The organism is Spinactinospora alkalitolerans (assembly GCF_013408795.1).
In the GTDB taxonomy this organism is placed as follows: Bacteria; Actinomycetota; Actinomycetes; order Streptosporangiales; family Streptosporangiaceae; genus Spinactinospora; species Spinactinospora alkalitolerans.
On the sequence record NZ_JACCCC010000001.1, the window covers coordinates 4,585,510 to 4,611,227 of the forward strand.

Consider the following 25,718-nt stretch of genomic DNA (forward strand, 5'->3'; position numbering starts at 1 on the left):
GCCGACCGCGGTTCCCCGGGCTCGCGCGCTCGCCCGGCCGGGCCGCCGCCCCCGATGATCCCCCTCTCCTCTTTCCCGTCCCCATCCGGGCTCCGGCCGTGCGCTGTCGGGGTCCGCGCCCTCATCCCTAGGAGTTCCTCATGCGTACCCGCGTCGGAATCATCGGTGCCGGCCCGGCCGGTCTGCTGCTGTCGCACCTGCTGCACCGCAGGGGCGTCGAATCCGTGGTGCTGGAGAACCGGTCCCGCGACTACTGCGAGCAGCGCCAGCGCGCCGGTGTGGTCGAGCACGGCGTGGCCGAGGTGCTGCGCGAGAGCGGGGTGGGCTCCCGCATGGACACCGACGGGCTGGTGCACCACGGCATCGAGCTGCGCTTCGACGGCCGCGCCCACCGCATCGACTTCCCCGGGCTCACCGGGCGCGACGTGATGATCTACGCCCAGACCGAGGTCGTCAAGGACCTCATCGCCCGGCGGCTCGCCGACGGCGGGCAGATCCTGTTCGGGGCCAAGGCGACCTCGGTCGAGGACGTCGAGACCGACAGCCCCCGCATCCGCTTCGAGCGCGACGGCGAAGCCGATGTGCTGGAGTGCGACGTGGTGGCCGCCTGCGACGGCTTCCACGGCATCGGGCGCCGGTCCCTGCCCTCCGGTGTGGCGCGCACCTTCGACAAGGTGTACCCGTTCAGTTGGCTGGGCATCCTGGCCGACGTGGCGCCCTCCTGCGAGGAGCTGATCTACGCGCACAGCGAGCGCGGCTTCGCGCTGCACAGCATGCGCTCGCCCGAGGTGAGCCGACTCTACCTCCAGGTTCCCAACGGCACCGACCCCGCCGACTGGTCCGACGAGCGCATCTGGGACGAGCTCTCGGCCCGATTCGCGCTGCGCGACGGCGACTGGACGCTGGAGCGCGGCCCCATCACCGACAAGTCCATCACCCCGATGCGCAGCTTCGTCACCGAGCCCATGCGCCACGGGCGGCTGTTCCTGGCCGGGGACGCCGCCCACATCGTCCCGCCCACCGGCGCCAAGGGCCTCAACCTGGCCATGCACGACGTCACCCTGCTCGCCGAGGCCGTCGCCGCCTGGGACGAGAAGGGCGACACCGCGCTGCTGGACTCCTACTCCGACGACGCGCTGCGCCGGGTGTGGCGGGCCGAGCACTTCTCGTACTGGATGACGACGCTGCTGCACCGGGACCCCGAGGGCGGCGAGTTCGACCACCGGCTGCAGGTCTCCCACCTCAACCGCATCGCCGCCTCCACCGCCGCGGCCACCGAGCTCGCCGAGAACTACACCGGCATCCCGCTGGTCTGACCGGTCACCGGGGGCTTGAGACCCCGACCACAGAGGGTTTTGAACCCTGGCCGTCAGGGCTCGCGGAGAACGGGCGCCCCGCCATGCGGCCGAAGGCCCGTGTGCGAGGTGCCCGGCTCCGCGCGAAGCACACCGGATGCTCTGTACTCCAGGCCGAAACCGCGGTGTCGGTGTGCGGTGAAGGCGGCGGGTCCGCTTCGCGCGCGGGTGCGACGTTCACCTCAATGGGCCTTCGGCCGCGCGAGAGAACCGCACCCGCGCGAACCTCCTCCTGGGGCTGAGCTTCAAACTCCCTGAAGTCAAGGCGGAGCCACAAACCAGAGATCATCAAGGCCGTCAACCGGACGAACAGTCAACCTGGCCGCGATAAACCCCGCAACCTCCTACTTCACCCGTGAATCTCGTTGCGATTATCGCTATTGGACTGCTACGGTCCCGACCGTGAGCGATACGAACGGCCCGGGCGACCCCCTGGAGGGCCTGCGGCGGCGGGTCCGCGAGGTGGTCGGCGCATCGGGGCAGCCGCAGCGGGAGTTCGCGGCGACGATGGGCCTGGAACCCTCCAAGCTGTCCAAGTCACTCAAGGGCACCCGGCGCTTCACCGCCGAGGAGCTCATCCGGATCGCCGACGTCGCAGGGGTCACCGTCAACTGGCTGCTCAACGGGCACGACAACGCCGCGACCGTCGCCGCGGGCCCGGGCGGCCTCCCGGCCCGCCACTCCGTGGCCGGGGCCGACGACGGCCCCTCGGCCCGCGAGCACGGCCGCCGCCGCCAGATCGTCGAGGCCGCCTGGCAGCTCATCGCCGAGCGCGGCTACCACTCGGTGCGCGTCTTCGACGTGGCCCGCGCCTGCGGCACCTCCAGCGCCACCATCCACTACCACTTCCCCGCGCTGCGCGACCTCCTGGACGAGGCGCTGCGCTCCTCCGTGAAGCAGGCGTTCGACCGCCAGGTCGCCGTGCTGCACGAGCTCGACGACGCGTACGAGCGCCTCCTGCGCCTCATCGAGCTGCAACTGCCCAGCCCCGGCCGGCTGCGCCTGGAGTGGTCGATCTGGCTGCAGGTGTGGACCGAGTCCACGCTCCACCCCGAGTTGCGCGAACTGCACGCCGCCTCCTACCAGCGCTGGCACGACACCATCGCCCAGACCCTGCGCGAGGGGGCCGAGAGCGGGGCCTTCCGCGCCCTCGACGCCGAGGAGACGACCGTGCGGCTCACCGCGCTCATCGACGGCCTGGGCATCCAGGTCCTGACCGGCCGCCCCGGGCGCACCGTCGACACCATGCGCACCGCCCTGCACGCGTTCATCGCCCACGAGGTCCTGAGGCGCTGAGCGGCACCGCGGCCACGGCCACCACATAAGGAGAGGACCGGCAACCATGAACGAGACGATGAACAGCGACGTCATCCTGACCTGCGCGCTCACCGGCGCGGGCGACACCGTGCGCAGGAGCGAGCACGTGCCGGTGACGCCCAAGGAGATCGCCGCCTCCGCCGTCGAGGCCGCCGAGGCCGGCGCGAGCGCCGTCCACATCCACGTCCGCGACCCCGAGACCGGCGCGCCCTCCCGCGACAACGCGCTCTACCGCGAGGTCGTGGAGCGGATCAAGGAGACCGGCGTCGACGTCGTCATCAACCTGACGGCCGGCATGGGCGGCGACCTGGTCATCGGCGCCGACGACCCCTTGGAGTTCGGCGAGGGCACCGACCTCGTCAACGGACTGGACCGGCTCCCCCACGTCGAGGAGCTGCTGCCCGACATCTGCACGCTGGACTGCGGCAGCCTCAACTTCGGCGACGGCAGCCTCGTCTACGTCTCCACCCCCGACATGCTGCGCGCCGGGGCCAGGCGCATCCAGGAGCTGGGAGTGCGCCCCGAACTGGAGATCTTCGACACCGGCCAGTTGTGGTTCGCCAAGCGGTTGCGCGCCGAGGGCCTGATCGACGACCCGAGCATGTTCCAACTGTGCACCGGCATCCCCTACGGCGCCCCCGCAGACCCCGGCGTGCTGCAGTCCATGGTCAACCTGCTGCCGGAGGGCGCGCAATGGGCCAGCTTCGCGATCGGGCGCATGCAGATGCCGTGGGTGGCCCAGTCGGTGCTGCTCGGCGGACACGCCCGCGTCGGCCTGGAGGACAACCTCTACCTCAGCCGCGGCGTGAAGGCCACCAACGGCCGGCTCGTCGAGAGGGCGGTGCGGATCATCGAGCTGCTCGGCGCGCGCGTGGCCACCCCGGACGAGGCCCGCGCCGAACTCGGGCTGCGCGGCGCGAAGTGAGCACCCGCCCGGCGCCGCGCGGCGGCGCCGGCCCCCTCGTCCCCCACTTGTCCCGAACGCGGTCAGGAGCGTGATGACGGAGCAGAGCAGGACTTTGGCCCCGCAGGACGTGCGCACGGTGGCGTGCGTCGGCGCGGGCGTGATCGGCGGCGGCTGGGTGGCGCACTTCCTGGCGCGCGGCTACCGGGTGGTGGCCTGGGACCCCGCGCCCGGCGCCGAGCGCGCACTGCGCGACCTGGTGTCCGCGGCGTGGCCGTCGCTCGCCCGGCTCGGCCTGGCCGAGGGCGCGGCGACGGCGAACCTGACGGTCGCGCCGACGCTGGCCGAGGCGGTGGCCGGGGCCGACTTCGTGCAGGAGAGCGCGCCGGAGCGGCTGGAGCTGAAGGTCTCGCTGCTCGCCGAGATCGACGCGGCCGCACCGCCGCACGTCGTCGTCGCCTCCTCGACCTCCGGCTACCCGATGACGCGGATGCAGGTCGAGGCGTCGACCCCGGGCCGCCTCGTGGTGGGCCACCCGTTCAACCCGCCCTACCTGGTGCCCCTGGTGGAGGTCGTCGGCGGCGAGCGCACCGAGAGGTGGGCGGTCGAGTGGGCATCGGACTTCTACCGCGCGGCGGGCAAGTCGGTGATCACCATGGACCGGGAGCTGCCGGGGTTCATCGCGAACCGGATCCAGGAGGCCGCCTGGCGCGAGGCCCTGCACATGGTCGCCAACGACGAGGCCACGGTGGAGCAGATCGACCTGGCCATGACCGACGGCCCCGGCCTGCGCTGGGCCTTCTTCGGCCCCTGCCTGACCTTCCACCTGGCCGGCGGCGAGGGCGGCATGGCGCACATGCTGGACCACTTCGGCCCGGCGCTGAAGTACCCGTGGACCCGGCTGGCCTCGCCGGAGCTCACCGCCGAACTGCGCGACGCAATGGTGGCCGGCACCGATGAGGTGGTGTCGGGGCGCTCCAACACCGAGCTGATCGCCCAGCGCGACCGCAGGATGATCGCCGTCATGCGCGCGCTGGCCGAGGTGGCGGCCGAGGAGGCCGCCGAGCGCTCGGAGGCCCGGACGTGAGCGGGGTGCTGCGGCAGCGGGTCCTGCCCGAGTGGATCGACTACAACGGCCACCTCAGCGAGCCCTACTACGTCCTGGTCTTCGGCTTCGCCACCGACGCCCTGATGGACCGGGTCGGCCTGGGCGCGGCCCACCGCGAGCGGACCGGATGCTCGCTGTACACGGTGGAGGCGCACGTGCGCTACCTGCGCGAGGTGGGTGCGGGCGCCGAGGTCTCGGTCGGCACCCGGGTCATCGCCCGCGGCGCGAAGAAGGTGCGGCTGTGCCACGAGATGCGGCTGGGAGAGGAGCTCCTGGCCACCGAGGAGCTGATGGCTCTGCACGTCGACCAGGCCCGGGGGCGCGCGACGCCGTTCCCCGAGGAGGTGGCCGCGCGCCTGGCGGCCCTGGTCGAGCCGGCCCCCGACTACGCCGGCCGGTCGATCGGCTGAGGGACCCGTCCGTCTGTGCGGCCTTGTGTTCTCCCGCCGATCTTGACCTTAGGCATGAGAAACGCCCGCCCGCTACGTTGTCCCAGGTAGGGAGCGCGGAGCGGACGGGCGTTGCCGTATGTGTCAACGGGAGGTCAACGGAGGGGATCGGACGGGTCCGGAACGGTCGCCAACGGCGCAGGGCCGAGCGCGAACGCGTCATCCATGGCTGAGCGCAGCGAGTCATCAGAGGTCGGGTAGAGGTGACCGTAGACGTCCATGGTCACGGCGATGCTGCTGTGTCCCATCCACCGCTGAATCTTCTTCGGCGACTCGTTACGGTCGATCAGCACCGAGGCGAACGTGTGCCGCAGCCGGTGGAATTTCCGGGCGGTGGCATCGATGCCCACCACCTCACACGCCGCTTTCCAGTACGGCGTAACCGTGGAGTCTGCGAGGAGACGCCCACGCGGAGAGGTGAAGACCGGTTCCACCGTGACCGCGTGGGAGCCCTTGACACCCACGGTCAGCCGCTTAGGAGGGTGCGCCAGCCGGTAGGCCCCCAGTTCGACCACGAGCGCGTCAGACAGCGGAACGACGCGCCGTGACGCCTTGGACTTGACCGGCCGGAACTGTCCGTCCCGCACCTGGCGATCCACCGTCACGGTGCGCGCGTGCAGGTCGATCCGGTCCCAGGTCAGGCCCCGCAGTTCCCCGATACGCAAGCCCGTTTGCGCCGCCATCAGCACCAGCAACCGGTATTGCGGCCGGATGGCCCCAGCCAGCGCCCACACCTGCGCCACCGTGAACGGTTCGACCTCGGTATCGGGCAGTTCGGGCAGTTCAATCCCCACACACGGACTCACCCGCCGCAGACCGGCCACCACCGCCGCCTTGAACATCGAGGCGCACACGGTGTAGGTCAGATGCACCGAGCGAGGCGAACGCGTTTTGGCCCAGGCGTTGACCGCGCGTTGGACGTCCATGGCCGTGACCGCGCGCACCGCCATCCCACCCAGTTCGGGCAGGATGTAGAGCCGCAGCAGCGTTTCATAGGCAACGTGGGTCGCCTCACGCTTGATTGCGCCAGCGGTTTCCAGCCAGCCCGCCGCCCAGGCGCTCACGCTCTGCTGCCCCGCCTTGAAGTCTTCCAGCAGGCCCGCGTGTTTCTGCGAGCGCACCAGATCCCGGAACTTGCGCGCCTTGGTCAGGGTGGACCAGGTTTCCGACGTCTGCGTGCCGTTGCCGTCCCGGTAGGGCACCTTGTAGGCAAACACCTCACGCCCGCCGCTTTGGACTCCCGCGCCAGCAGGACCTTACGGATTCCATTTCGCATCGTTCCTGCCGCCCACGCGCTCGAGGTTTCCACCATGACCTAGACTCTCCTTTGTCGATTTCGCCTTACGTAACCAATTTTATTAATTCCGAGTTCGAAATAGTTATAGGAAAGTCGTTTATTTTGGCCACATCTGGCCCCGAATCCATGCCTTTATTTCCGCAGGAGCGAACAGGAGCTGCTGACCCGCGCGCGCGGCATGAAAGTAACGCTTGTGATTATCATACACCCACGACACCGGTTTGCGCAGGTAGGACGCCATGTCGTCCACCGTCCACAGTTCGTCGAGGTCGCCAAGGAAATCCGGAATCTCGCCTTTTCTCTGTTTCACGTGAAACCGTCCCGCTGTTTTCTGGTGAACGCGCAGCGAAGTGCAAATTAGGGCCGACTCGCGGTGGCCGGCGCCCACTGACCGGCCCCCGACCACCCACCCCTTTTCACCGCTTCGCGAGTGACATCCGACGCGCAAAGCGCGCAATTCTTCTGTTCCATCCCGGCCGCAGGCACGGAATGGGAAGGTGAGATGTGGGTTTTAGTGGTCGCGCTTCGCGCGGCTGCTTTTCCTAGTGCTGCCGCGCTAGGACCTAGGTCGATTCGCACCAGTAGGTGATCTCTTTCTCCCGCCGCAACAGGTCACGGTATTCAGCGCGGGCGATCTCGTATTCCCGCGCCATCGTTTCGGCCAACTGGGCATCGGCCGCGCCCACATAGCCCCGGCCCGCATAGCGCCAGTCCGCAACGATCACCGTGGAGCCGTCACCGTCGCCGCTGGCCCACACATCGCTCTCGCCGGAGGCGGTGCGCTGACGGGCTCGCCAGGAGCGCCGGGCTTGGCGCAGCACCCCCAACGTGACCGAGTAGGCGCGTGACTTGGTCGCGAAGTGGCCCCGGAACCCCAGCGTGTGCGCCCAGTGCCGCAGCTTCAACGCGGCCAGGCCCCGCCGCGCACCCAGGTCCCACGCGGTCTCGACCATCCGCGCCAAATGCGGCCCGACCTTGCGCCGCAGATGGTCCCGATGCAGCCGCCGAAACCGCCGCGCCAGCGCCGCCGACGCCCCCGGCCCCGCCGCATCCGAAGCGGTCTTGGTCGCATACTTCGCCAGATACGCCCCGATCCTGCGTGAATCCGCCACCGGCCCGCCCGCGCTCACGTCGGTGATGTCGCGTTGGGCGCCCCAATGCGCCGCCCGCAGCACCCCATCGGGCGAGGGCAGCGCGAACGAGACCGCATCGACCGCCTGTTCCACCGCTTCGGCCAGCAGGCCCGCCGAAGCCCACGCCGGAGGAGCCACCACCGCCGACCGGTCACCGGCATCCACGCCGTCCAGGCGCAGCACCACATGCAGATGCACCAAGCCCCGCTTCTGGAACTCGGCGACCTTCACATAGGAGACCTTGAGCAGGTCCCGCGCCCCGGCCACCGTCATCCGGCACCCCAGCACCGCCGAGGCCAGCGGGGCGAGCGCCCGATCAACCGCGATCCGGGTCCGCCGCCACAGCTCCCCGGCATGGGCATTCCACAGCACCGCGCCCGCATAGTCCCAGCAGTCCGCACAGATCGGAGTGCCGACGACGGGGTGAGCGTCCTCATGGACCAGGCCGCAGCCCGCCGGCCGCCCGTGTGGGCAGGTCTTCTTCCTACCGGAGCGCGGACGGCAGGCCGCTCCGCCCCGCGCGCTATGCACCGGCCCAAAACTCGGAGCGGTCAGCGTCACAAACAGCCGAGGATGCGACTCCACCGAGGCAGGCACCGCCGATTCCACCGCACTTTGGCGCACCCCCGCCCCCTGGGTCGAGGAGGCAGGCGGCATCCGCCCCGACAGACCCGAAGCCACCACATGCCACATGTCCCGCCGATACGTCTCCGCACAACTCGGGCACACCGACGCGCGCCGGTCCCCGCACGCGATCAACAGTGTCCCGTCAGGTTCGCCCCGCGTCGAAAACTCCGCCCGCACCTCACCCGACGAGCCATCCACCGCCGCCGCGCCACCAGCGACACGCACCGGATGAGAACAGAACCGCGCCCGCTCCACCTGCCGTTGCCACCGGCGGTAATCCCCACGCCCCACCCGCGCCCACAGTTCCCGCTGAACCAGCGACTCCACGCCCACACCACCCCACACAGCCCGTCGAACACCCGTCCTACGAACAAGCCTGAGACAAAACAGCCCATCCGCACGGCCGATATCGGCAGAACTCACTCAAAACGGCGACGCTGGCACACCCTGTCTACGCATGGCACACCGTACAGACATGAAAGAACCCCCTCCCGCAGACAGAAAGGGGGTGACCGAAACTTCTGGCTACTGCAAACGGCCCGCCTTCACATCCCGCAGGAAGGAAGCCCATGCTTCAGCCGAGAACCCCAGGTGTCCAAGCTCCCGGTTCTGCGTGTCACGGACGAGGACTTCGTGGGGGGTTTCCGCTACCTCGACGCAGTTACCGCCGTGTCCATCGCTGTAGCTGGACTTGTACCAGTTGGGGGTTTCAGTCATTGAAGCTCTCCTTGCACCTTGCAGACCATCTCCACGGAAGCGGATGGGGACAACGCTTCCGCCTGCAATGACCCGAAGATCGTGTTGCATTCCCGCACCTGGTCAGTCGCGTCGATCAGCTCGCCGCCCTTCAGGCGCTCCGCGTAGGCCACAGAAGGGCGATCATCGAAGGACATCAACCGGAACGGACTACACAAGCCGGGGTGATTCAGTGTGCTGAGCGGTACCACCTGAAGCCGGACCACCCCGTCCTCTGCTAGCTTCCTCAGGTGTTCTAGCTGGTCATGCATGATCTCCTGGCTACCCACGATGCGACGGATGGTGATCTCATCCAGCACGAACCAGAGTAGTGGCCTTCCTGTCCGCGTGATGACCTCACGGCGGTTCATCCGAGACTCAACCGAACGTTCGACTTGCTCCACATCATCCCATGGGCGACTAGAGCGGATCACAGCCCGTGCATACTCCTCCGCCTGAAGGAGGCCGGGCACAAGGATGGATTGGTACTCCCGGATCTCTGCGGCTTGCCTCTCCAGAACTACGACGTCGCGGAACCAGTCCGGAACGTCCTGCTGATTCGACAGGTTGACCCACAACCGAGTGAGTGATCCGCCTGTGTTGAGCGCCGCGTCCAGCGCTTCCGCATGATGCCGTTTTGCGGTCCGTGTCCCCCGCTCAATTGCACTGAGCAGGGCGGGAGAGACCCTGAGGGTTTTGGACAGCTGGTCCTGTGAGACACCGGCGTTTGTGCGCATCCGCTTGGCTTCCGCGCCAAACCTGATCCATATCGCGTGTGGTTTCTCAACCATGCACACATTCCTACACACCTCTTCTACATAATGCTACCTCTTCCAACAAAAAACACCGGATCGGTAGTGCCTATAGATGTGTCTTTAGCGTAGTGACAATGTGAGGTCCGGTGTCGCGCTGACTTCACCGCACATATCGGTGCACATGAAAGCGGCCCTGACCAGTGCAGACACACCGGTCAGGGCCTTAGCCCCCAACCTGTTAGGACCAGGTGAGGACTCATGAAACAGGCTATCGCCCGTCTTCGAGCCACCACGTCCCGGCCGCGACGCTCCCACCGCGTCCGCCCCTACGTTCTGCGGAGCGTGAAGGCGGTGCAGGTGTGACCGTCTACCTCACGGCATTTCCCGGCACGGTGGAGAGTGTGGCCGCTGCCCGCCGGTTCATGGCCGCAGCACTGCGCATCACCCCCGGGGTGAGCGTTCCCGAGACGGTGATCGGGGATGCCGAGCTGATCATCTCGGAGTTGGCGACCAACGCGGTCCAGCACACCCGCAGCGGTGATCCCGGTCAGACCTACAAAGTCCGCATCGAGGTCAACGCCCGAGGCGTGGCAGCCGATGTGCGCACCAAACCCCCGCGCCTGCTGCTGAACCATCCCCACATCAAGGAACCGGACTGCTGCACCGAGAGCGGGCGAGGACTGCACCTGGTCGCCTGCTTCGCCACCGAATGGGGACCGCTTCCGTTCGAAGACGGCGTGTTCTTCACCCTCCCATGGCAGCCCGCCCAGGCCATTGCCCCGCACCTGGCCGAGCCGGTCACCGGGGGAGCCTGATGTACAACCTCACCCCCGCCTTGGAGCTGCGCCGGGCACGGGCGGAGTTCACCCACTACGAGGTGTGTGAGTTCCACGACCGCTCCGGCGTCGCCGAGTACACCGCCGTCCTCAAACCCGGCCGCCACTACACCGGCCTGGCCGAACTCATCTGCGCGGGCACCATCACCGAACTCAGCGCCCTGCTGCGCGCCCAGCCACGGCCCCAACTGCCCCGCAGGACCAGAACCACGACACCACCGGACTCCCCGGACGCGGCGTGACTCTGAGCGTGTGAGAACTTTCCCTACAGGATCAAGACGTCCGCCCGCGCTTCGCGCGGGCGGACGTTGCCGTTGCCCGGGGCGTCGGCCGAAGGTCGGCACGCGCTTACGGCCCTTGCGCGCTGCGCGCGCGACTCCGTCGCGTGCTCGCGCGCAGGCCGACACGCGGCCTCCCCGGCCTCACCACCGCCCACGCCCCACCGCCACGCGTGGCGGACGTGGACTCGCCCGTACGAAGCCCCACACACAGCCCCAGCTCTGCCCGTGGATCAGGTACCGATGGGAGCGCCGGGCGTGTCCAGCCATACCGTCTGGCCATCAGAGGTCACGGTCAGGCCGAAGCGCGTGTGCTCTGGTTCGCCTGCGTCGAGCCACCACCGGTAGGCATCTTCCAACTCTTCGAACAGGCAGCGAGGGCCATGCTGGCGCACCGTGTAGGCATCCCGGCCGGGTGCCACCCGCCACGACGCCCACGACCCGACGTACGGGTCCATGAGATACACCGTGTATGCGGCGCTGCCGGGGTTGTCGTCGTCGAAGACGACCACGGACTTCATCGCGGGCACGCGGAGCCCGATCGCGAACGACGCATCGAAGTTCGACAGTGCGTAGTAGGGGTGGAGCCCGGTGGTGGATTCGGTGTAGTCGTGTTCCGGGCGCACCCGGTCCTCTACCGCCCCATGGGGGGTGCGCTGGTCACGCAGCCACATGAACCCCACGTTCCCGCTGAAACGGCCGGCGGCGGTTCCGTCGGCGCGGACCCGGAGGTGTAGTAGCGCGCCGTTGTGGAAGGCCGTCCCCCACGGGGTCACCACCCTGCCGCCGGGCGCGGTCTGCTCCACCCACGCATACGGGACACGCTGAACCGAAGCGGTGGACAGCACCCGGTCATAGGGGGCACCGGGAGGGTGGCCCTTCGTGCCGTCACCGGTGACCACGTTCACCGGCCAACCGGTGGCCTTCAAGGCGGCGCGCGCCTGTTCGGCGATGCCGGGATCCACTTCAACGGTGGTGACGTTCTCCGTCCCGGCCCGGAAGGCCAGGAGCGCCGCGTTGTATCCGGTTCCCGTCCCGATCTCCAGGACGCGCCCGCCGGACTCCGGGTCCAGGGCTGCAAGCATCATCGCGACCGTCGTCGGCATGGAGATCGACGAGGAGAAGTAGCCCCGGCCACTACCGTCCCCGTCATCGAGCTGGGTGATCAGCGGCCGGTCGGCATAGCACGCCTCCAACCATCGCTCCGGGGACTCGGACCTGGCAAGCACAGCCGGGGCCCCGGCTTCGTCCAGCCACACCGTCTCAGGGACAAAGCAGTGCCGAGGCACCGTTGAGAAGGCGTCGCGCCAGTCCGGGCCGAGCTCACCGGATTCGGCCAGCTCCCCGACCAGACGAGACCGGAGGCGTTGAGCGGCCCTCACTTGTTGTCATCATCCCGTTCGTGTTTACCGCCACCGCTCCCGCCGCTGTCGGGCGTCGGCGGGGGAACCGGCTTGGGCCACTGGCCATCGCCTTCCTTCTTCTCTTCACGCTTGCCCACTGCTAGACCTCCTGGTGACCGGGGAAGACCTACAAAATCGACGGTAACCAGGCGTACACGCCTTGTCATCGAAACGGCCCACTCCGGCCACCTGTGACAGTCCCTAAGCTGATCCGGCATCGTGGGGAAGGCCACCACCAAGGAGTGAAGCCATGGCCGACAACGTTCGCCGCATCGACTCAGCCCCCAGAGTCCAGGCCGCCAAGGAACGCACCGACGCCGAGCACGCCGCCCGGACCGCCCGGGTGGTCGAAGAGCTAACCGGGCCACGTCAGTACGGCAAGTTTCCCGCCCCGGATGAGGACACCCGCAAGGCATGGCACCGCGCCGCACGCGCAGCAGCCAAGCAGCTCGGTAAGAAGGTAATCAGCCGCAGGACCTCTGATCAGGCAGTGATCATCACGGTTGCCGAGGAAGAGCCCAACCCGTTGCGAGAGCAGCGCGACGCCGCCCGGCTGCGCAACGCCATGGACCGCGCCTTTGGCCAGTGAAGTTGACCGTAGGCGGGTCAGGGTCGGGTGTCCGGATCTGTCCACGCGGGACCATCGGCGCGGGTCCCTCAGCCGGGCGGCCAGGCGGGGAAAGACGCGGCGGAGCCAGGGGCCCACCTTCGCCGCGAGCTTAGCGCCGCCCGGCTCCCGCGCCGCTGCCCCCGCCCCTGTGGCCAGATCCCGCCACCCTCAGCAATCCCGGGCGATGATGGGACGACGCGGCATCGAGCCACGCCGCCCCATGCTGCCGCCCGCGCCCACCCGCGTCAGCACGCCGACCGGCCCCGTCAACACGCCCCGTTGACACGACCCCCGCAGGACCCGCGCCACCGGCCCACCCAGGCCAACACGTCAACCAGACATCAACGCACCACCCCGAAACCCCCCGGAACGGGCACCACCGCACTCCAACCGCGCCACCCCAAAAAACCGCCCGCCACCAGGCCAGACGACACCACACCGGAACAGTCCCAAACAGGCCGGAACACCGGTTAGAGAACTTGGCCTTATCGGGCCTAAAAGCGTTGCAATAACCCCGATAGGATCAAGATCGGCGAAAAGCGGCAGGGGCGCGGCGGGAGAACATCCGCGCCGCCCCGGACCCCTGCCGCCGTCGCCGCCGTTTTAAGGCCACCCGCCACCCGGCAGACCACAAGGCCGCACAGCGGACCCGGCCCGCGCGTTCACCGGCGGTGCGGGCCCCTGCGGCAGAAAACCTCGGTAATACGCGCATTTCGATTATCCGGGCCGCGGCGGGAGAATAGGATCCGTAACCGTACCGGCCGGATCCCCCTACCCTGCAAGAGGACCGCGATGTCTGACCCCGGATTCCCGGACTTCATGAAGAGTTCAGTCCAGAACCGGACCCCTCCGCCCGAGATCGACACGACGAAGCCGAGCATTGCGCGCGTTTATTCGTATTACCTCGGCGGAAAAGATCATTTCCAGGTCGATCGGGACATGGCGGACTACGCCTCGAAAGTCGTTCCGGGACTGACCGACATCGCCCTGGGCAACCGCGAATTCGTGCAGCGCTCGGTGCGCTACATGGCCCGCGATGCCGGCATCCGCCAGTTCCTCGACATCGGGTCGGGCCTGCCGACGGACGGCAACGTCCACGAGATCGCCCACGAGAGCACCCCGGACGCCCACGTCGTCTACGTCGACAACGACCCCATCGTGCTGGCGCACGGCCGCGCGCTCCTGGAGGACAAGCGCGGCAGCAACGTCATCACCGCCGACCTCACCCGCCCCGAGGAGATCATCGGCCATCCGGTCACCCGGGAGCTGATCGACTTCGGCGAACCGGTCGGGCTGGTCCTGGGCGGGATCCTGCACCACCTGCACGACTGGCAGGAGCCCCGGCGGGTGGCGGCGGAGCTGTGCGGGGCGCTCGCCCCCGGCAGTCACGTGGCCGTCTCCCATTTCCATCGGCCGGACGAGGAGGAGTTCCCCGACGACGCCGACCGGGCCCGCCTCGTCGAGGAGGCGTTCCTGGAGAAGCTGGGACACGGGCGCTGGCGCACCCGCGAGGAGATCCTCGCCTGCTTCGGCGGCCTCGAACTCGTCGAGCCGGGCCTGGTCCCCTGCCAGGAGTGGCGGGCCGGGCCCGACACCCACCGGATGGCCGACTACGTGCATCGGCTCATCGTCGGCGGCGTGGGGCGCAAGGCCTGACCCGCGGCCGCACCGGCTACTGCGCCTGGACTCCGAAGGCCTCTTCCATGTCGTCCAGGATGGCGTTGGCGCCCTGGAGGCTCACCGAGGTCAGCCACTCGGTGTCGTCCACCTGGTGCTGCTCGCCCTCGAGCTGGTCCCACAGCGGGTTGGTCGCGAACTCGTCCGCGCCCTTCTGGGACTCCCCGGTGCCGTCGTTCCACACCGAGACGAAGATGTGGTCGGCGTCCAGGTCGAGGATCTCCTCCTGGCTGAGGTCGACCGAGATGTCGTCGGCGGCGTCGGGCGCGCCCTCGGGCCGGGGCAGGCCCACGTCGCTCTGCACGATGCCGGTGAAGGAGTTGGAGGAGTACAGCCGGACCTTGGGGCCGCCCACGAAGCGGGCCAGCGTCATCGTCGGGGCCTCGCCGCCGGACTCCTCGGTGATCGCCTCGCCGAGCGCGGCGGCGCGCTCGTGGTAGGCGTCCAGCTTCTCCGCCGCCAGGTCCTCCTTGCCGGTGGCCCGGGCGAGCAGCTCGATGTTGTCCTTCCAGGTCGCCCCGGTGGTCTCGGAGAAGACGGTGGGGGCGATCCGACTGAGCTGGTCGTAGACGTCCTCGTGGCGGACCTTGGCCGAGACGATCAGGTCGGGTTCGAGCTCGGCGACCTCGGCCAGGTCCGGCGCCTCCAGGTCGCCGACGATGGTGGCGTCGCCCGCGTAGGTCCGGCCCTCCTCGCCCAGGTAGGCCGGGAGCGCTTCGTCACCGGCGGCGTAGGTGATCCTGCCCACCACGTCCAGCTCCAGGGCGACCGCGGCGTCAACGTAGCTGCTGTCGAGCGCCACAATGGTCATGGGCTCCGATTCGACCGTCGTCTCGCCCATCGCGTGTTCGACCGTGATCGGGAAGCCCTCGGATCCGGCGGCGGCCGCCTCGTCGGCCTCGTCCGCGCCCGAGGAGCAGCCGGTCAGCAGGGCGATCGCTGCGGCCGCGGATACGGCGAGCCACGAGCGCCCGAATGCCCGCGAGCGAGCGGCAAACGACATGGGGGACCCCTTACGTGTATAACCTGCGTTAGGTTTGTCTAGCCTAAGGCTCGGACGTTTTGTCCGTGATCAGGGAGTATGCGGATCCACTCGCCGTTTGTCCAGTATCGGCGGGCCCACGATTGAGGAGTGAGGGTGTGATCGAACCCGCGCTCGCCGAGCGGAGGCGCCGACCACGCGCCGATTCACCGGCCGCCGTCACCAAGGGGCGACGGCGCGTCATCGGGCTTGTGATCCTTCTCGCTCTGCTCGGGGCCGCCGCGGTCGCCAGCGTCTCCGTCGGGTCCCGCTTCATCCCGCTGCCCCAGGTGTGGCACCTGCTCCTCTTCCCCGACGGCGGCGAGGCCGGCACGATCGTGCGGGAGCTGCGGATCCCCCGCACCGCCCTGGGCGTCCTGATCGGCGTCGCGCTGGGCGTGGCCGGCGCGCTCATGCAGAGCCACACCCGCAACCCGATCGCCGACCCGACCCTGCTCGGCATCGCCTACGGCGCGGCGTGCGCCGTGGTGATGAGCATCTTCCTGCTCGGGATCACCAGCATCGCCGGATACGTGTGGTTCGCGCTGGCCGGCGCGCTCCTCGCCAGCGTGGCCGTCTTCGCGCTGGCCTCCGGCGGGAGCCGGGGCCCCACCCCGGTGACCCTCGTGCTCGCCGGCGCGGCGATGACCGCGCTGCTCAGCGGCATCACCTCGGCGATCGTGCTGCTGGACCAGCAGAGCCTGGACGTCTACCGCTTCTGGCGGGTCGGCTCGCTGGTGGGCCGGCACTCCGACGTGATCTGGCAGGTGCTGCCCTTCATCGCCGTCGGCCTGCTGCTGGCGCTGGTCAACGCCCCCGGGCTCAACGCCCTGGCCCTCGGCGACGACGTGGCCACCGCACTGGGCCAGCGCGTCCGGCTCACCCGCGCCACCGGGGTGCTCGCCATCGCCCTGCTCACCGGCGCGTCGGTCGCCGCGGCCGGGCCCATCGGATTCCTCGGGCTGATGGCGCCGCACCTCGCGCGCGCCGTCACCGGCCCCGACCACCGGTGGCTGCTGCCCTACGCCGGGATGCTGGGAGCGGTCATCATCCTGGTCGCCGACGTCATCGGCCGGATCGTCCGCGGCACCGGAGAGGTGGAGGTCGGGATCATCCTCGCGGTGGTGGGCGCCCCCTTCTTCATCGCGCTGGTCCGACGCAGGAGGCTGATCGCCCTATGACCGCCTCGCCTCCCCGCTCGCCGGCCCCCGCGACGCTGAATCGGCGCGCGCTGCGGCTGGGCCCCGCGTCGTGGCCCTGGCGGCCCCGCCCGCTGCTGGTCGGCGCCGCCGTACTCGCCGTCCTGCTCGCACTGTTCGTCCGGGCGCTGCTGGCATTCGACGACTACCCGATGGACCTGGGCGACGTGGTCTCGACGCTGCTGGGCGGCGGCGACGGCGGTCAGCGGTTCGTGCTGTTCGAACTGCGGATGCCGCGCGCGCTGACCGCAGCCCTGGTCGGCGGCGCGCTCGGGCTCTCCGGCGCCATCATGCAGGGCATCACCCGCAACCCGCTGGCCAGTCCTGACACCCTCGGCATCGCCTGGGGCGCCTCGGTGGGCGCCGTCGCCGTGATCATCCTCGGCGGCAGCGCGGGCGGGGTGAGCGGCCTGGTCTCCGAGCTCGGCGTCCCCCTCGGGGCGCTGGTCGGCGGACTGGGCGCGGCCGTCATCGTCTTCGGGCTGTCCTGGCGGTCCGGGGTGGAGAACAACCGGTTGCTGCTCGTGGGCATCGCGACCTCGCTACTCTGCGCCAACCTGGTGTACTGGGCGCTGACCTGGACCGACATCCAGGACGCCGCCCGGGCCCAGACCTGGCTCACCGGCAGCCTGCACGCCGCCGACTGGGATCGGGCCGGCCCCGCCGCGCTGGTCCTCGGGGTGCTGCTGCCGCTGACCCTGGTCGCCGCCCGGATCCTCGGCGCCCTGGGCCTCGGCGACGACACCGCGCGCGGGCTGGGCGTGCGCGTGGACGCCTCCAGGCTGCTCCTGCTGGTGGCGGCGGCGCTGCTGGTGTGCGTGGCGACCTCCGCGGCGGGCCCGGTCAACTTCGTCGCCCTGGCCGCCCCGCAGATCGCGCTGCGGATGTGCAAGGCGGCCCAGCCGCCGCTGATGACCTCCGCGCTGACCGGCGCGGCGCTCACGCTGGCCGCCGACCAGTTGGCCGCGGGCCTGTTCGCCCCGACCCAGCTCCCGGTGGGCGTGTTCACCTCGGTGCTGGGCGCGCCCTACCTGATGTACCTCATCGTCCGCCGCCACAGGGAGGCACGTCTGTGAACCCGGCCGATCCGTCCCCGCCCTCGGAGCCGCGGCTGCGCGCCGACGGCGTCACGCTCGCCTACGGCGACAACGTGATCATCGAAGACCTGGACTTCTCCGTCATCGACAACGCCGTCTCGGCGATCATCGGCCCCAACGGCTGCGGCAAGTCCACCCTGCTGCGCGCGCTCGGCCGGCTGCTGCGGCCGGCATCGGGGCGGGTGCTCCTGGACGGCCGCGGCATCGCGGCGATGCCGCCGCGGGAGGTGGCGCGAACCGTCGCGGTGCTGCCGCAGTCTCCGCAGGCACCACCGGGCCTGACAGTCACCGACCTGGTGGCGCGCGGCCGCCACCCGCACCAGAGCTGGTACCGGCAGTGGTCCTCCACCGACCACGGCGTGGTCGCCGAGGCCCTGGAGATGACGGGCATGCTCCCCTACGCCGAGCGGACGCTGGAGCAGCTCTCCGGCGGTCAGCGGCAGCGGGCCTGGATCTCCATGGCGCTGGCCCAGGGAACCGACCTGCTGCTGCTCGACGAACCGACGACCTTCCTCGACCTCGCACACCAGATCGAGGTCCTGGACCTGGTGCGCGACCTGCACGAGGAGCACGGCCGGACGGTCGTCATGGTGCTGCACGACCTCAACCTCGCAGCCCGCTACGCCCACCGGCTGGTCGCGATGCGCGAGGGCGGGATCACCGCCCAGGGCCGCCCCGACGAGGTGCTCACCCCCGCGCTGATCTCCGGCGTCTTCGGCCTGGACTCCACCGTCATCCCCGACCCGGTGACCGGAACGCCCATGGTCGTCCCGATCGGAACCCGCGACCGGGGACCGGCGCAGCACGCCGGCCACTCCGCCGCGTCCCCGTGACTCATCCCGAGGTGTCCTCGTCGTTCTCCCGCCTGATCCGATTCCATAGTTCGATCCGGACATAGGCATAGAAGTGCGGCATCTTTCTGAGGTTCCTCAGCAGTTCGGCCGCAGCGGGCATCCCCGTCTCCAGCACGTCGACGATGTCCGCCGCAAGACTGGACGCCCTGCCGGCGAGCTGCCCCACCGGCGCGGTGGCACCCTCGTACAGACGCTCCTCAGCAGCGAGAAACCGATCCAGCCCCGCCGGCTTCCCCCGCTTGTGCCGAGGCTCCACCTTCGGCCCGTCCCCCCGCGTATACCTCGGCCCCTCCCCCTTGTGCCGCGGCCCGCCCACCGGCTTCGGCGTCTCCTCCCCGCCTCCGCCGGCACCGTCCGTCGACGTTCGGCCGCTCGTTCCCGATGGGACCGACCCGGCGGAGCCGCCTCCCGCCGCCAGGCGGGCGGCGTAGCCGTCGGCGTTGTCGGCGAAGCACTCCAGCGCCTTCAGGGCCCTGTCGAGCCGATCCGACGCCGCCCCCGCCCACTGCGCGGCCTCACGCAGCGTCGGATGACCCCGCAGCGACACCGGAGCCGCATACCTCGCCTGGCCTTGCAGCGCCGCAGCGACCGATGCGATGCGCCGCCGCCTTTCCGCCAGGTCCGCGTTCAACCGCTCGGCGTCAGCGCCGAGCCGCCGCACGGCCGCGGCGAGTCTCTCCAGTTCCGAGCCTGCCATCGGGGTCAGATCCCGGCCGCATACCTGTTCGCCACCCTCGCCGCCTGCCGCAGCGCCAGCACCGCCTGCTCAACCTCCTTCTGGGCGGCCTGGAGGGTCGCGATCATCTCCTGGTCGACCTTCTGGGCCGATCCGCCGACCGTCGCCGACACCTTGGCCACCTCCCCGGAGAACCGGCCACCGTAGGCAGCCAGTGCGCCCGCCGTCCTATCGGCCTCCGCGGCCAAGGAAGCGACGTGCGCCTTCAACTGCGACAACTGCGACATTTCTGCACCCTTCTTCGGAAACCGACAAACTCGATCAGAATCTGACCTCCGAGAGGCACCATCCGCCGTCGTCCGCCGAGAAGACGAACACGCCCTCCCGCGTCTCCGGCTCACCGGGAACCGTCGCCTCGAAGGCCAGCCGGGCGCCGTCGCCGGATTCGTCCGGTTCTTCGGCGGCCTCGACGGCGAGCCCCTCCGGGATGTCGACGTCTCCGCGTCCGACGCTGCCGCAGGCGATGCCGGCGAGCATGTCCGCGTCGGCCGTGTTGTAGGCCTCGACGGCGACGTCCGCGGCTTCCCTGGCCGTGTCGGAACGGAGCGGCTCCGGCGGGGTCAGCCGGCGGATGACGAACACGGCGAGGACGACGACCACGGCGATCACGAGCGCGACCGCGGCCAGGAAGGCGGCGGTCCGCAAAGCGCATGTCCGGCGCATGTCGGCGCGGACCCGCGCGTTCCTCGCCGCGGCTCTCCTGCGCTCCTCGGCGCCGACTTTGCGCGTCAGCTCCTGAAAGGCCCGCTCCGCCTCGTCGAGCGCCGTGGCGACCGCCTCGGTGTCGGTACGCGCCTCACCATCGGCGGAGCCGTCGATCTCCAGCCGGTCCGCGAGTCCCAAGGGCCTGAGTTTGAGCTCGGCTCGACGGCACAGCTCACGGCGCCGCTTCTCGGCGCGGCCGGCGGTGTCTCGCAGTTCGTCGGCCTGCCGGTGAGCCTCGTCGAGCCGCTGCCGATGCGCCGATCGCCGGTCGGTGAGAGTCCGCTCGAGCTCGGCCTCCGCACCACTGATCCGGGCCGCGGCCGCCAGGTAGGCATCCCATGCCTCGCTCATGCGTCCCACGGCTCCGCTGTCAGCGCGCGGACGTCGTCCTCGGTGATCGGGCCGAACGGGACGATCGTCGTCGGCTCGCCCCCGGTGCGGTCGTGCAGCAGGCCGCGCGGCCCCCGCGGGTTCCACGTGACCAGTGGCCCGAACAGGTCCTGGACGTCCCGGCCGCTGATCCGCAGGCCCAGGATTCCGTCGATGGTGTCCTGGGCCTCCAAGCCGACGTGCTCGTTCATCACGCGCACGCTCGACCACCACGCCAGCAGGTGGGCGCCGACCGGCGGGCCGTGCTTGAGCAGCGCGTGCAGACCGTCGGCCGGGGTCGCGGCCCCACCGCCCGACAGGTCGAACTCCCGCGACAGACGCAGCCGGTCCAGGCCGAGGCCGATGACGTACAGGCTCGACCCTGGAGTCCCGGCTTGGCGCTCCTCCAGCATTCCCGGCAGTTTCCGCAGGTAGGGATCGACCTTCGTGCGCCCCAGGCGGAGCACGCCCGCGCCGAGGCGGGTCAGCGTGCGCTCCAGGGCGTCGACGCCGAGCGTGTCGGAGGTTTCCGCGGGCAGCAGGTCGAGGACGACGAACTCGCAGTCTCGCGCGGGGTGCTGCAGTGCCAGACTCACAGCGGCGGCCTGCACGGCCCCGACCGCCTGGTTCCCGCCGCCGTTCGCGGCCCCCGAGTAGCGCGAGTCCCCCGCGCCGACGACGGCGAGGTGCCTGCCGTGGTCATCGGTGAGGGCGAAGCCCACCGCGGGAACCCCGACGTCGATCGCCGTGCCGAGCAGCGCGACGCGCGCGGCCCGGCCCGCCCGTTGCCGGCCGCGTAGTTCGTGGAGGCGGCCGACCGCGCCCGATATCCGCTGGGCGGCCGACCCGTCGAAGAGGACCGGGACGGCAACGGAGTCGCCGACCCGGGCACAGACTCGCTCGCGTAGGCTCCGCAGCCTGGCCTCGTCCGCCCAGGCCACCGTCGCCCGCCGGTTGGCCTCGGCGGAGCCGGATTCCAGGTTCACCACCGCTTCACCGCGGTAGCGCAGCCTGGACGCCTCCGTATTCTCCTGGTCGAGCACGGCCCGGGACTCCGATGGGGAGTTCTTCAGGGCCAGCCTGACGGGGAACTGCGCGAAGATCCCGTCCTGCTTCGCGAGCATCGAGATGATACCGGACAGGGTCTGGGACGCCAGCACGAGGTGCATGCCGTAGGCGCGCCCCTTCCTGGCCAGCCGTTCGAGGTCGGCGAGAGCACGCTCGGTGATTTCGTCGTCGGCTTCGAACAGCACCTGGAACTCGTCGATGACCGTCACGATCCGCGGCAGCACGTGCGACGGGTCGGCCCGCCGGTACTTGAGGAGGTCGTCGCCGTAGGAGCGGATGAGAGCGGCCCGGCGGTCGAACTCCTCGACCAGATGGGCGAGCACGGCCGCACCGTACTCGCGGTCGCTGTTCAACCCGACGGTCCTGGCGTGCGGGAGCCATGACCGGCTGCCCGGGCGCGGGCCGAGCGGCTCGAGCGTGATGCCCTCCTTGAAGTCCAGCAGGTGCATCTCCAGCTCGGCCGGGGCGTAGCGCATGGCAAGGCTGTGCACCAGCACCATCAGCAGGTTGGACTTCCCCTGCCCGACGGCCCCGGAGACCAGGATGTTGTGCCGCTGCTCCCGGTCGTCGCCGAGGACGATCTCAATCGGTTCGTGGCCTTCCCGGCCGATGGTCGCCACCAGCCGCTCGGCCGACGAGTCGGACATCAGCGGCAGCCGGGGCTGCAGCTCGAGGAAGTCGATGTGCGGTGCCTCCGCGGCCTTGGCGCGCTCGGCGATGCGTGTCACGGCGGGCGCGAGATCGGCGGCGGGCGGCGGCTGGATCGTCCATCCCGGCAGCCATCCGGGCTCGAACCGTCCAGACGTGGCCGCGACCACGTTGCCGAGCTCGACCAGCGTGTCGGACTGGTCGTCGACCGTGCCCCCGCACCGCATCCGGGGGTCGTACTGCAGGATGGTGCTGATCCCGCAGGCCGGGCCTTGGCGCATGATGCTCACCAGGCTGCGGACGGCGTCTTCGGAGAAGCCCTGCGGGTAGTCGCACACGACGAGCAGCTGGTAACCGCCGACGGGCTGGCCCGTCTGCCGCCGGAGTTCCCCCAGTGTCGTACGGCGCCCTTGAAACGTGTCCACCGTCTGCCGGATGTCGTCGACCAGTGCCGCGAGCGACTGCTCGATGTCGGTCCCCGTCCCCGCCGGGCGCGGCAGCAGATCCTCGTTCACCTTGGCCAGCGGCGCGAAGGCCGAGGTCACCGCGCGCAGCCCGGGATCGATACCGCGGATCGCGACCTGGCCGGGTCCGCTGCGCTCCAGGGCTTGGCGGACGACGGATCGGACGAGGCCGCCGACGTCGTCGTCCCATGCGCCCGCGATCACCAGGTTGCCGTGGTCGAGCAGCGGCACCGGCGCGGGCACGCGCACGCTCTGGTCCGCTCGGCCGCCGGCGCCCGCATGAGTGGCGATCCCGAGCCCGACGTATTCGGCGGCGTCCAGCAGACCGGCCGGCGCGGACGGTTCCGGCAGCAGTTCCTCCGCGGCGTTCTGAGCCGCGGTCCGCGCCCGCGCGAACTCGGCCGCCATCCGCTCCCGGGTCGCGGCCTCGTCGCGCGCGTGCCGCCGTTCGGAATCGGCCACGCGTGACTCCCGCTGCCGCTGCGCCCCTCGGGTCAGCGAGTCGGCGGCGTCACGCAGGCCGGCCGCCTTCTCGGCGAACTCCGCGACCGCACGGAGCAGCGCCGCGGGAGTCCTGGTTGGGTCCTCGCCCGACGGCATGCTCCCCCTACACGGGAAAAACGGAAAAGGCCGCAGCCCTGGACGGCGGTGGAGACGGTCTCCGAATACCCGGCCCTTTGATCGGCCACGCCCGATCGCAACGCCATGGCCACTTCTTTTCCAAATCCGGATTTTCAGCATCTTAGCCGGGGCCATCGGCGCTCACAAGCCGGATTTACCCGGGAATTCCTGCGCACACCGGTGACGCGCCGATCCGTCCCCACCCTCCCCGTGCTTCCCACCGCGCTCCGGTTTTTGCGAGCCGTTGATCCGATGGGTATTCGGCTGCACCGTGCGTCCATTGCGGGACGAGGGCGGAGCGCACCGGACCGGGTCGGACCGCGGTGCCGCGGATACGGCGGATCTTCGGCATCGAGCTCCACCTGGAATGGAAGCCGCCCAACGGTCCGTTCTTCATCGGAAAGTCCGGACGTGGCCGGGTTGCCTCTCACCGAACTCTGACCGCTGCGTTCGCGGGTCGGGGTGGATTCTCAAGGCTCGGACCCGCCATGCCGCCGGCGCTACGCGCACTGCGACAGCCAACCCCCTGTGCGGACCCGATCGTCGAACATCAGTCAGCCCGCCTCACATGTTCTCAGCGGAGCAGCGGCTCAGAACACCGGCCGTAACGGCGAACCGCAGCCGGTCTTGACACCGCTCCCCGTCGCCGCCGACACCAACGCAAAAAGCCAGGCTCCCGGCCTGGCTTTAAAAGCTCCCGCGATTGGACTCGAACCAATAACCTGCCGGTTAACAGCCGGCTGCTCTGCCGATTGAGCTACGCGGGATCGCGTTCGTCGCCGCCTTCGTCGGGGTGCTCCCTCGGCGACAACACACAGACTAGCGCATCCGGCGGGGTGCTCGTGACGGATTTCCGGTCGCCGAGCGCGTCGCGGGTCCGGCCGCGGCACCGGACTCCACGCGGGCGAAACCCGCCCCGGCCGGGACCGACCCGGTAACGTTTGGTCCCGTAACGACCTTCGACGTCGAGAGGACCACATGCGCTACCGGATCACCTTCGTCGCCGGACTCGCCGTCGGTTACGTACTCGGGGCCAAGGCCGGCAGGACCCGTTACGAGCAGATCACCCGCACCGCCCGCCGGATCGCCGAGAGCCCCGCCGTGCAGGAGACCGCCGGCCTGGTCGGCGCACAGGTGAGCAACGCGGGCCGGACCGCCTACGGCAGGGTCGCCGAGCGGCTGCCGGTGACGTCGCTGCGGGACTTCCTGGCCCGGCCGAGCGAGGAGGAGGCCGAGGCCGTACGCCGGTCCGAGATCGACGGCGCCCCGATGGGCGACACCCACCGCTGATCCGCGCACGCGCCTGCGCGCGCTAGCGTGGCCGCATGGGATGGTTGCGCCGGAACCGGCTGCCCGATGACGTCCGCGCCCGGCTGGGGCGCGGCGAGCGCGTGCTCGCCCACGCGGCCTCCCCGAGCGGCCCCCTCGTCGCCACCGACCGCGCGCTGCACCTGCCCGACGGGCACGCCGCACCGTGGGAACGGGTGGACCGGGCACGCTGGTCCGAGGAGGGACTGGTCTTCACCGAGGAGGGCTTCGGCGAACGGACGTACGCGATGGCCGAGCCCGGCTCGCTGGCCGAGGTCGTCTTCGAGCGCGTGACCGCCACGATCGTGGTCAGTCGGCACGTCCCGCTCGCCGAGGGCGACGACGGTCCCCGCGGCGTCCGGCTGGTGGCGCGCCGCCCGCCCGGCGGCGCCGACATCACCTGGCACCTCCGCTTCGACGAGGGCGTCGACCCCGGCGACCCCGACGTGCGCGCCCGCAGCGCCGCGGCCCTGGCCGACCTCAGGGAGCAGATGGGCATCTAGGCACCGTCTCTCGTCGGTCCCGGCCCTGCGGGTTCTGGACCCGCGGCTTCAGCGCCTGAAGGGCCGGATCGGCGTACCTGACGGAAGGTGTCAGGTACGGCTCGCATACTGGCCGCATGACGACATGGCAGCAGTTCGCAGCGGAGGCGCCCGAGCTCGCCGAGGGCGTACGGGCGCGACTCGCAGCGACGGAGCACCACGTACTGGCCACCCTGCGCAAGGACGGATCGCCCCGGGTCAGCGGGACCGAGGCGGCCTTTCACGGGCTCGATCTGACGATCGGCTCGATGCCCGGCGCGGTCAAGGCCCGCGACCTGCAGCGCGACCCGCGGTTCGCGCTGCACGCCAACCCCGGTGCCCCCTCGTCCATGGCCGACGGCGACGCCAAGGTGTCCGGCCGGGCCGTCGAGGTGGAGGGCGAGGGGAAGGAGGGCTACCGCGATCCCGGGCAGCCGCCCGGCGACTTCCACCTGTTCCGGCTGCTGCTCGACGACGCCGTGCTGACCTCGGTCGAGAACGACCGGCTCGTGGTCCGGATGTGGCGGCCGGGCGAGGGCGTGCGCCGGGTGGAGCGGACGTAGGGCGGAGGAGACGGGGAACGCGGGGGCGGCGGTGGACGGGGACGGGCCCGCCGCCGGGGC

Annotated in this window: 27 protein-coding genes and 1 tRNA gene; 15 read left to right on the forward strand and 13 right to left on the reverse strand. The window is 70.2% G+C overall.

Annotated elements, in window-relative coordinates; genetic code table 11:
• The first annotated feature begins 140 nt into the window (after positions 1–140).
• The 5 genes from HDA32_RS20345 (at position 141) to HDA32_RS20365 (ending at position 5,094) form a co-directional block, all read left to right on the forward strand.
• On the forward strand, positions 141–1,316 hold the full coding sequence (locus HDA32_RS20345) for a 4-hydroxybenzoate 3-monooxygenase (RefSeq protein ID WP_179644732.1): 1,176 nt from the start codon (positions 141–143) through the stop codon (positions 1,314–1,316).
• Positions 1,317–1,757: 441 nt separating this feature from the next.
• A complete protein-coding gene (locus tag HDA32_RS20350; protein ID WP_312863259.1) occupies positions 1,758–2,651 on the forward strand; it encodes a TetR/AcrR family transcriptional regulator in 894 nt (297 codons plus the stop codon).
• Positions 2,652–2,697: 46 nt separating this feature from the next.
• Positions 2,698–3,597: a beta-keto acid cleavage family enzyme gene (locus HDA32_RS20355; protein WP_179644733.1), complete on the forward strand. Its 900-nt coding sequence runs from the start codon at positions 2,698–2,700 to the stop codon at positions 3,595–3,597.
• Between the two features lie 73 nt (positions 3,598–3,670).
• Positions 3,671–4,663 carry a 3-hydroxyacyl-CoA dehydrogenase NAD-binding domain-containing protein gene (locus HDA32_RS20360; RefSeq protein WP_179644734.1) on the forward strand — a complete coding sequence of 331 codons (993 nt, stop codon included), beginning with the start codon at positions 3,671–3,673 and terminating at the stop codon, positions 4,661–4,663.
• On the forward strand, positions 4,660–5,094 hold the full coding sequence (locus tag HDA32_RS20365; RefSeq protein ID WP_179644735.1) for a thioesterase family protein: 435 nt from the start codon (positions 4,660–4,662) through the stop codon (positions 5,092–5,094). The genes HDA32_RS20360 and HDA32_RS20365 overlap by 4 nt, the downstream gene beginning before the upstream one ends.
• A gap of 134 nt (positions 5,095–5,228) precedes the next feature.
• Here the strand turns inward: HDA32_RS20365 and HDA32_RS30910 are convergent, their stop codons facing one another.
• From HDA32_RS30910 to HDA32_RS20390, 5 genes are all read right to left on the reverse strand, one after another.
• Positions 5,229–6,350, reverse strand: coding sequence for a tyrosine-type recombinase/integrase (locus tag HDA32_RS30910; protein WP_179644736.1), 1,122 nt, complete (start codon positions 6,348–6,350; stop codon positions 5,229–5,231).
• Positions 6,351–6,527: 177 nt separating this feature from the next.
• Positions 6,528–6,740 carry a helix-turn-helix domain-containing protein gene (locus HDA32_RS20375; RefSeq protein WP_179644737.1) on the reverse strand — a complete coding sequence of 71 codons (213 nt, stop codon included), beginning with the start codon at positions 6,738–6,740 and terminating at the stop codon, positions 6,528–6,530.
• A gap of 253 nt (positions 6,741–6,993) precedes the next feature.
• On the reverse strand, positions 6,994–8,613 hold the full coding sequence (locus HDA32_RS31860; RefSeq protein ID WP_312863260.1) for a replication initiator: 1,620 nt from the start codon (positions 8,611–8,613) through the stop codon (positions 6,994–6,996).
• Positions 8,614–8,715: 102 nt separating this feature from the next.
• Positions 8,716–8,907 (reverse strand): DUF397 domain-containing protein, encoded by a 192-nt coding sequence (locus tag HDA32_RS20385; RefSeq protein ID WP_179644738.1) that lies wholly within the window; start codon positions 8,905–8,907, stop codon positions 8,716–8,718.
• On the reverse strand, positions 8,904–9,716 hold the full coding sequence (locus tag HDA32_RS20390; protein WP_179644739.1) for a helix-turn-helix domain-containing protein: 813 nt from the start codon (positions 9,714–9,716) through the stop codon (positions 8,904–8,906). Before HDA32_RS20390 ends, HDA32_RS20385 begins: the two co-directional genes overlap by 4 nt.
• 323 nt (positions 9,717–10,039) lie before the next feature.
• Here HDA32_RS20390 and HDA32_RS20395 point away from each other — a divergent pair, with 323 nt between their 5' ends.
• Together HDA32_RS20395 and HDA32_RS20400 are read left to right on the forward strand one after the other, a co-directional pair.
• Entirely contained in the window at positions 10,040–10,495 is a 456-nt protein-coding gene (locus tag HDA32_RS20395; RefSeq protein ID WP_312863261.1) for an ATP-binding protein, read from the forward strand.
• Positions 10,495–10,758 carry a hypothetical protein gene (locus tag HDA32_RS20400; RefSeq protein ID WP_179644740.1) on the forward strand — a complete coding sequence of 88 codons (264 nt, stop codon included), beginning with the start codon at positions 10,495–10,497 and terminating at the stop codon, positions 10,756–10,758. The genes HDA32_RS20395 and HDA32_RS20400 overlap by 1 nt, the downstream gene beginning before the upstream one ends.
• 269 nt (positions 10,759–11,027) lie before the next feature.
• Here HDA32_RS20400 and HDA32_RS20405 read toward each other — a convergent pair whose 3' ends face one another.
• Positions 11,028–12,053 (reverse strand): methyltransferase domain-containing protein, encoded by a 1,026-nt coding sequence (locus tag HDA32_RS20405; protein ID WP_312863262.1) that lies wholly within the window; start codon positions 12,051–12,053, stop codon positions 11,028–11,030.
• Positions 12,054–12,172: 119 nt separating this feature from the next.
• Positions 12,173–12,295 carry a hypothetical protein gene (locus HDA32_RS31505; protein ID WP_281370563.1) on the reverse strand — a complete coding sequence of 41 codons (123 nt, stop codon included), beginning with the start codon at positions 12,293–12,295 and terminating at the stop codon, positions 12,173–12,175.
• Positions 12,296–12,447: 152 nt separating this feature from the next.
• Here HDA32_RS31505 and HDA32_RS20410 point away from each other — a divergent pair, with 152 nt between their 5' ends.
• Together HDA32_RS20410 and HDA32_RS20415 are read left to right on the forward strand one after the other, a co-directional pair.
• A complete protein-coding gene (locus HDA32_RS20410) occupies positions 12,448–12,786 on the forward strand; it encodes a hypothetical protein (protein ID WP_179644742.1) in 339 nt (112 codons plus the stop codon).
• Positions 12,787–13,626: 840 nt separating this feature from the next.
• A complete protein-coding gene (locus HDA32_RS20415; RefSeq protein WP_246335141.1) occupies positions 13,627–14,463 on the forward strand; it encodes an SAM-dependent methyltransferase in 837 nt (278 codons plus the stop codon).
• 16 nt (positions 14,464–14,479) lie between these two features.
• Here HDA32_RS20415 and HDA32_RS20420 read toward each other — a convergent pair whose 3' ends face one another.
• Entirely contained in the window at positions 14,480–15,487 is a 1,008-nt protein-coding gene (locus HDA32_RS20420) for an ABC transporter substrate-binding protein (RefSeq protein WP_179644744.1), read from the reverse strand.
• 140 nt (positions 15,488–15,627) lie between these two features.
• On the opposite strand from HDA32_RS20420, the gene HDA32_RS20425 reads away from it, so the two are divergent.
• Genes HDA32_RS20425 through HDA32_RS20435 form a run of 3 tightly spaced genes read left to right on the forward strand, consistent with a single transcriptional unit; the run spans position 15,628 to position 18,634 of the window.
• Positions 15,628–16,686, forward strand: a complete 1,059-nt coding sequence (locus HDA32_RS20425) for a FecCD family ABC transporter permease (protein ID WP_179646828.1) — start codon at positions 15,628–15,630, stop codon at positions 16,684–16,686.
• On the forward strand, positions 16,683–17,780 hold the full coding sequence (locus HDA32_RS20430) for a FecCD family ABC transporter permease (RefSeq protein ID WP_179644745.1): 1,098 nt from the start codon (positions 16,683–16,685) through the stop codon (positions 17,778–17,780). Before HDA32_RS20425 ends, HDA32_RS20430 begins: the two co-directional genes overlap by 4 nt.
• Positions 17,777–18,634 carry an ABC transporter ATP-binding protein gene (locus HDA32_RS20435; RefSeq protein WP_179644746.1) on the forward strand — a complete coding sequence of 286 codons (858 nt, stop codon included), beginning with the start codon at positions 17,777–17,779 and terminating at the stop codon, positions 18,632–18,634. The genes HDA32_RS20430 and HDA32_RS20435 overlap by 4 nt, the downstream gene beginning before the upstream one ends.
• 1 nt (position 18,635) lies before the next feature.
• Here HDA32_RS20435 and HDA32_RS20440 read toward each other — a convergent pair whose 3' ends face one another.
• The 5 genes from HDA32_RS20440 to HDA32_RS20460 form a co-directional block, all read right to left on the reverse strand.
• Positions 18,636–19,352, reverse strand: a complete 717-nt coding sequence (locus HDA32_RS20440) for a hypothetical protein (protein WP_179644747.1) — start codon at positions 19,350–19,352, stop codon at positions 18,636–18,638.
• Between the two features lie 5 nt (positions 19,353–19,357).
• Entirely contained in the window at positions 19,358–19,618 is a 261-nt protein-coding gene (locus HDA32_RS20445) for a hypothetical protein (RefSeq protein ID WP_179644748.1), read from the reverse strand.
• 34 nt (positions 19,619–19,652) lie between these two features.
• On the reverse strand, positions 19,653–20,447 hold the full coding sequence (locus tag HDA32_RS20450; protein WP_179644749.1) for a hypothetical protein: 795 nt from the start codon (positions 20,445–20,447) through the stop codon (positions 19,653–19,655).
• Positions 20,444–23,245 carry an FtsK/SpoIIIE domain-containing protein gene (locus tag HDA32_RS20455; protein ID WP_179644750.1) on the reverse strand — a complete coding sequence of 934 codons (2,802 nt, stop codon included), beginning with the start codon at positions 23,243–23,245 and terminating at the stop codon, positions 20,444–20,446. Before HDA32_RS20455 ends, HDA32_RS20450 begins: the two co-directional genes overlap by 4 nt.
• A 715-nt stretch (positions 23,246–23,960) precedes the next feature.
• Positions 23,961–24,033 (reverse strand) — tRNA-Asn (locus HDA32_RS20460).
• A 211-nt stretch (positions 24,034–24,244) separates the two neighbouring features.
• On the opposite strand from HDA32_RS20460, the gene HDA32_RS20465 reads away from it, so the two are divergent.
• The 3 genes from HDA32_RS20465 (at position 24,245) to HDA32_RS20475 (ending at position 25,658) form a co-directional block, all read left to right on the forward strand.
• Positions 24,245–24,556: a hypothetical protein gene (locus HDA32_RS20465; RefSeq protein ID WP_179644751.1), complete on the forward strand. Its 312-nt coding sequence runs from the start codon at positions 24,245–24,247 to the stop codon at positions 24,554–24,556.
• 35 nt (positions 24,557–24,591) lie between these two features.
• The gene (locus tag HDA32_RS20470; protein WP_179644752.1) at positions 24,592–25,077 is read left to right on the forward strand and encodes a hypothetical protein; all 486 of its coding nucleotides are present in this window, start codon (positions 24,592–24,594) and stop codon (positions 25,075–25,077) included.
• A gap of 116 nt (positions 25,078–25,193) precedes the next feature.
• Positions 25,194–25,658, forward strand: coding sequence for a pyridoxamine 5'-phosphate oxidase family protein (locus HDA32_RS20475; RefSeq protein WP_179644753.1), 465 nt, complete (start codon positions 25,194–25,196; stop codon positions 25,656–25,658).
• Positions 25,659–25,718 lie beyond the last annotated feature (60 nt).

Excerpts from the sequence above, each read along its gene's own strand:
- HDA32_RS20345 (WP_179644732.1), top strand. The coding sequence starts at position 141 with ATGCGTACCCGCGTCGGAATCATCGGTGCCGGCCCGGCCGGTCTGCTG.
- HDA32_RS20355 (WP_179644733.1), top strand. The coding sequence starts at position 2,698 with ATGAACGAGACGATGAACAGCGACGTCATCCTGACCTGCGCGCTCACC.
- HDA32_RS20360 (WP_179644734.1), top strand. The coding sequence starts at position 3,671 with ATGACGGAGCAGAGCAGGACTTTGGCCCCGCAGGACGTGCGCACGGTG.
- HDA32_RS20385 (WP_179644738.1), bottom strand. The coding sequence starts at position 8,907 with ATGACTGAAACCCCCAACTGGTACAAGTCCAGCTACAGCGATGGACAC.
- HDA32_RS20390 (WP_179644739.1), bottom strand. The coding sequence starts at position 9,716 with ATGGTTGAGAAACCACACGCGATATGGATCAGGTTTGGCGCGGAAGCC.
- HDA32_RS20400 (WP_179644740.1), top strand. The coding sequence starts at position 10,495 with ATGTACAACCTCACCCCCGCCTTGGAGCTGCGCCGGGCACGGGCGGAG.
- HDA32_RS20410 (WP_179644742.1), top strand. The coding sequence starts at position 12,448 with ATGGCCGACAACGTTCGCCGCATCGACTCAGCCCCCAGAGTCCAGGCC.
- HDA32_RS20415 (WP_246335141.1), top strand. The coding sequence starts at position 13,627 with ATGAAGAGTTCAGTCCAGAACCGGACCCCTCCGCCCGAGATCGACACG.
- HDA32_RS20420 (WP_179644744.1), bottom strand. The coding sequence starts at position 15,487 with ATGTCGTTTGCCGCTCGCTCGCGGGCATTCGGGCGCTCGTGGCTCGCC.
- HDA32_RS20430 (WP_179644745.1), top strand. The coding sequence starts at position 16,683 with ATGACCGCCTCGCCTCCCCGCTCGCCGGCCCCCGCGACGCTGAATCGG.
- HDA32_RS20440 (WP_179644747.1), bottom strand. The coding sequence starts at position 19,352 with ATGGCAGGCTCGGAACTGGAGAGACTCGCCGCGGCCGTGCGGCGGCTC.
- HDA32_RS20445 (WP_179644748.1), bottom strand. The coding sequence starts at position 19,618 with ATGTCGCAGTTGTCGCAGTTGAAGGCGCACGTCGCTTCCTTGGCCGCG.
- HDA32_RS20450 (WP_179644749.1), bottom strand. The coding sequence starts at position 20,447 with ATGAGCGAGGCATGGGATGCCTACCTGGCGGCCGCGGCCCGGATCAGT.
- HDA32_RS20455 (WP_179644750.1), bottom strand. The coding sequence starts at position 23,245 with ATGCCGTCGGGCGAGGACCCAACCAGGACTCCCGCGGCGCTGCTCCGT.
- HDA32_RS20465 (WP_179644751.1), top strand. The coding sequence starts at position 24,245 with ATGCGCTACCGGATCACCTTCGTCGCCGGACTCGCCGTCGGTTACGTA.
- HDA32_RS20470 (WP_179644752.1), top strand. The coding sequence starts at position 24,592 with ATGGGATGGTTGCGCCGGAACCGGCTGCCCGATGACGTCCGCGCCCGG.
- HDA32_RS20475 (WP_179644753.1), top strand. The coding sequence starts at position 25,194 with ATGACGACATGGCAGCAGTTCGCAGCGGAGGCGCCCGAGCTCGCCGAG.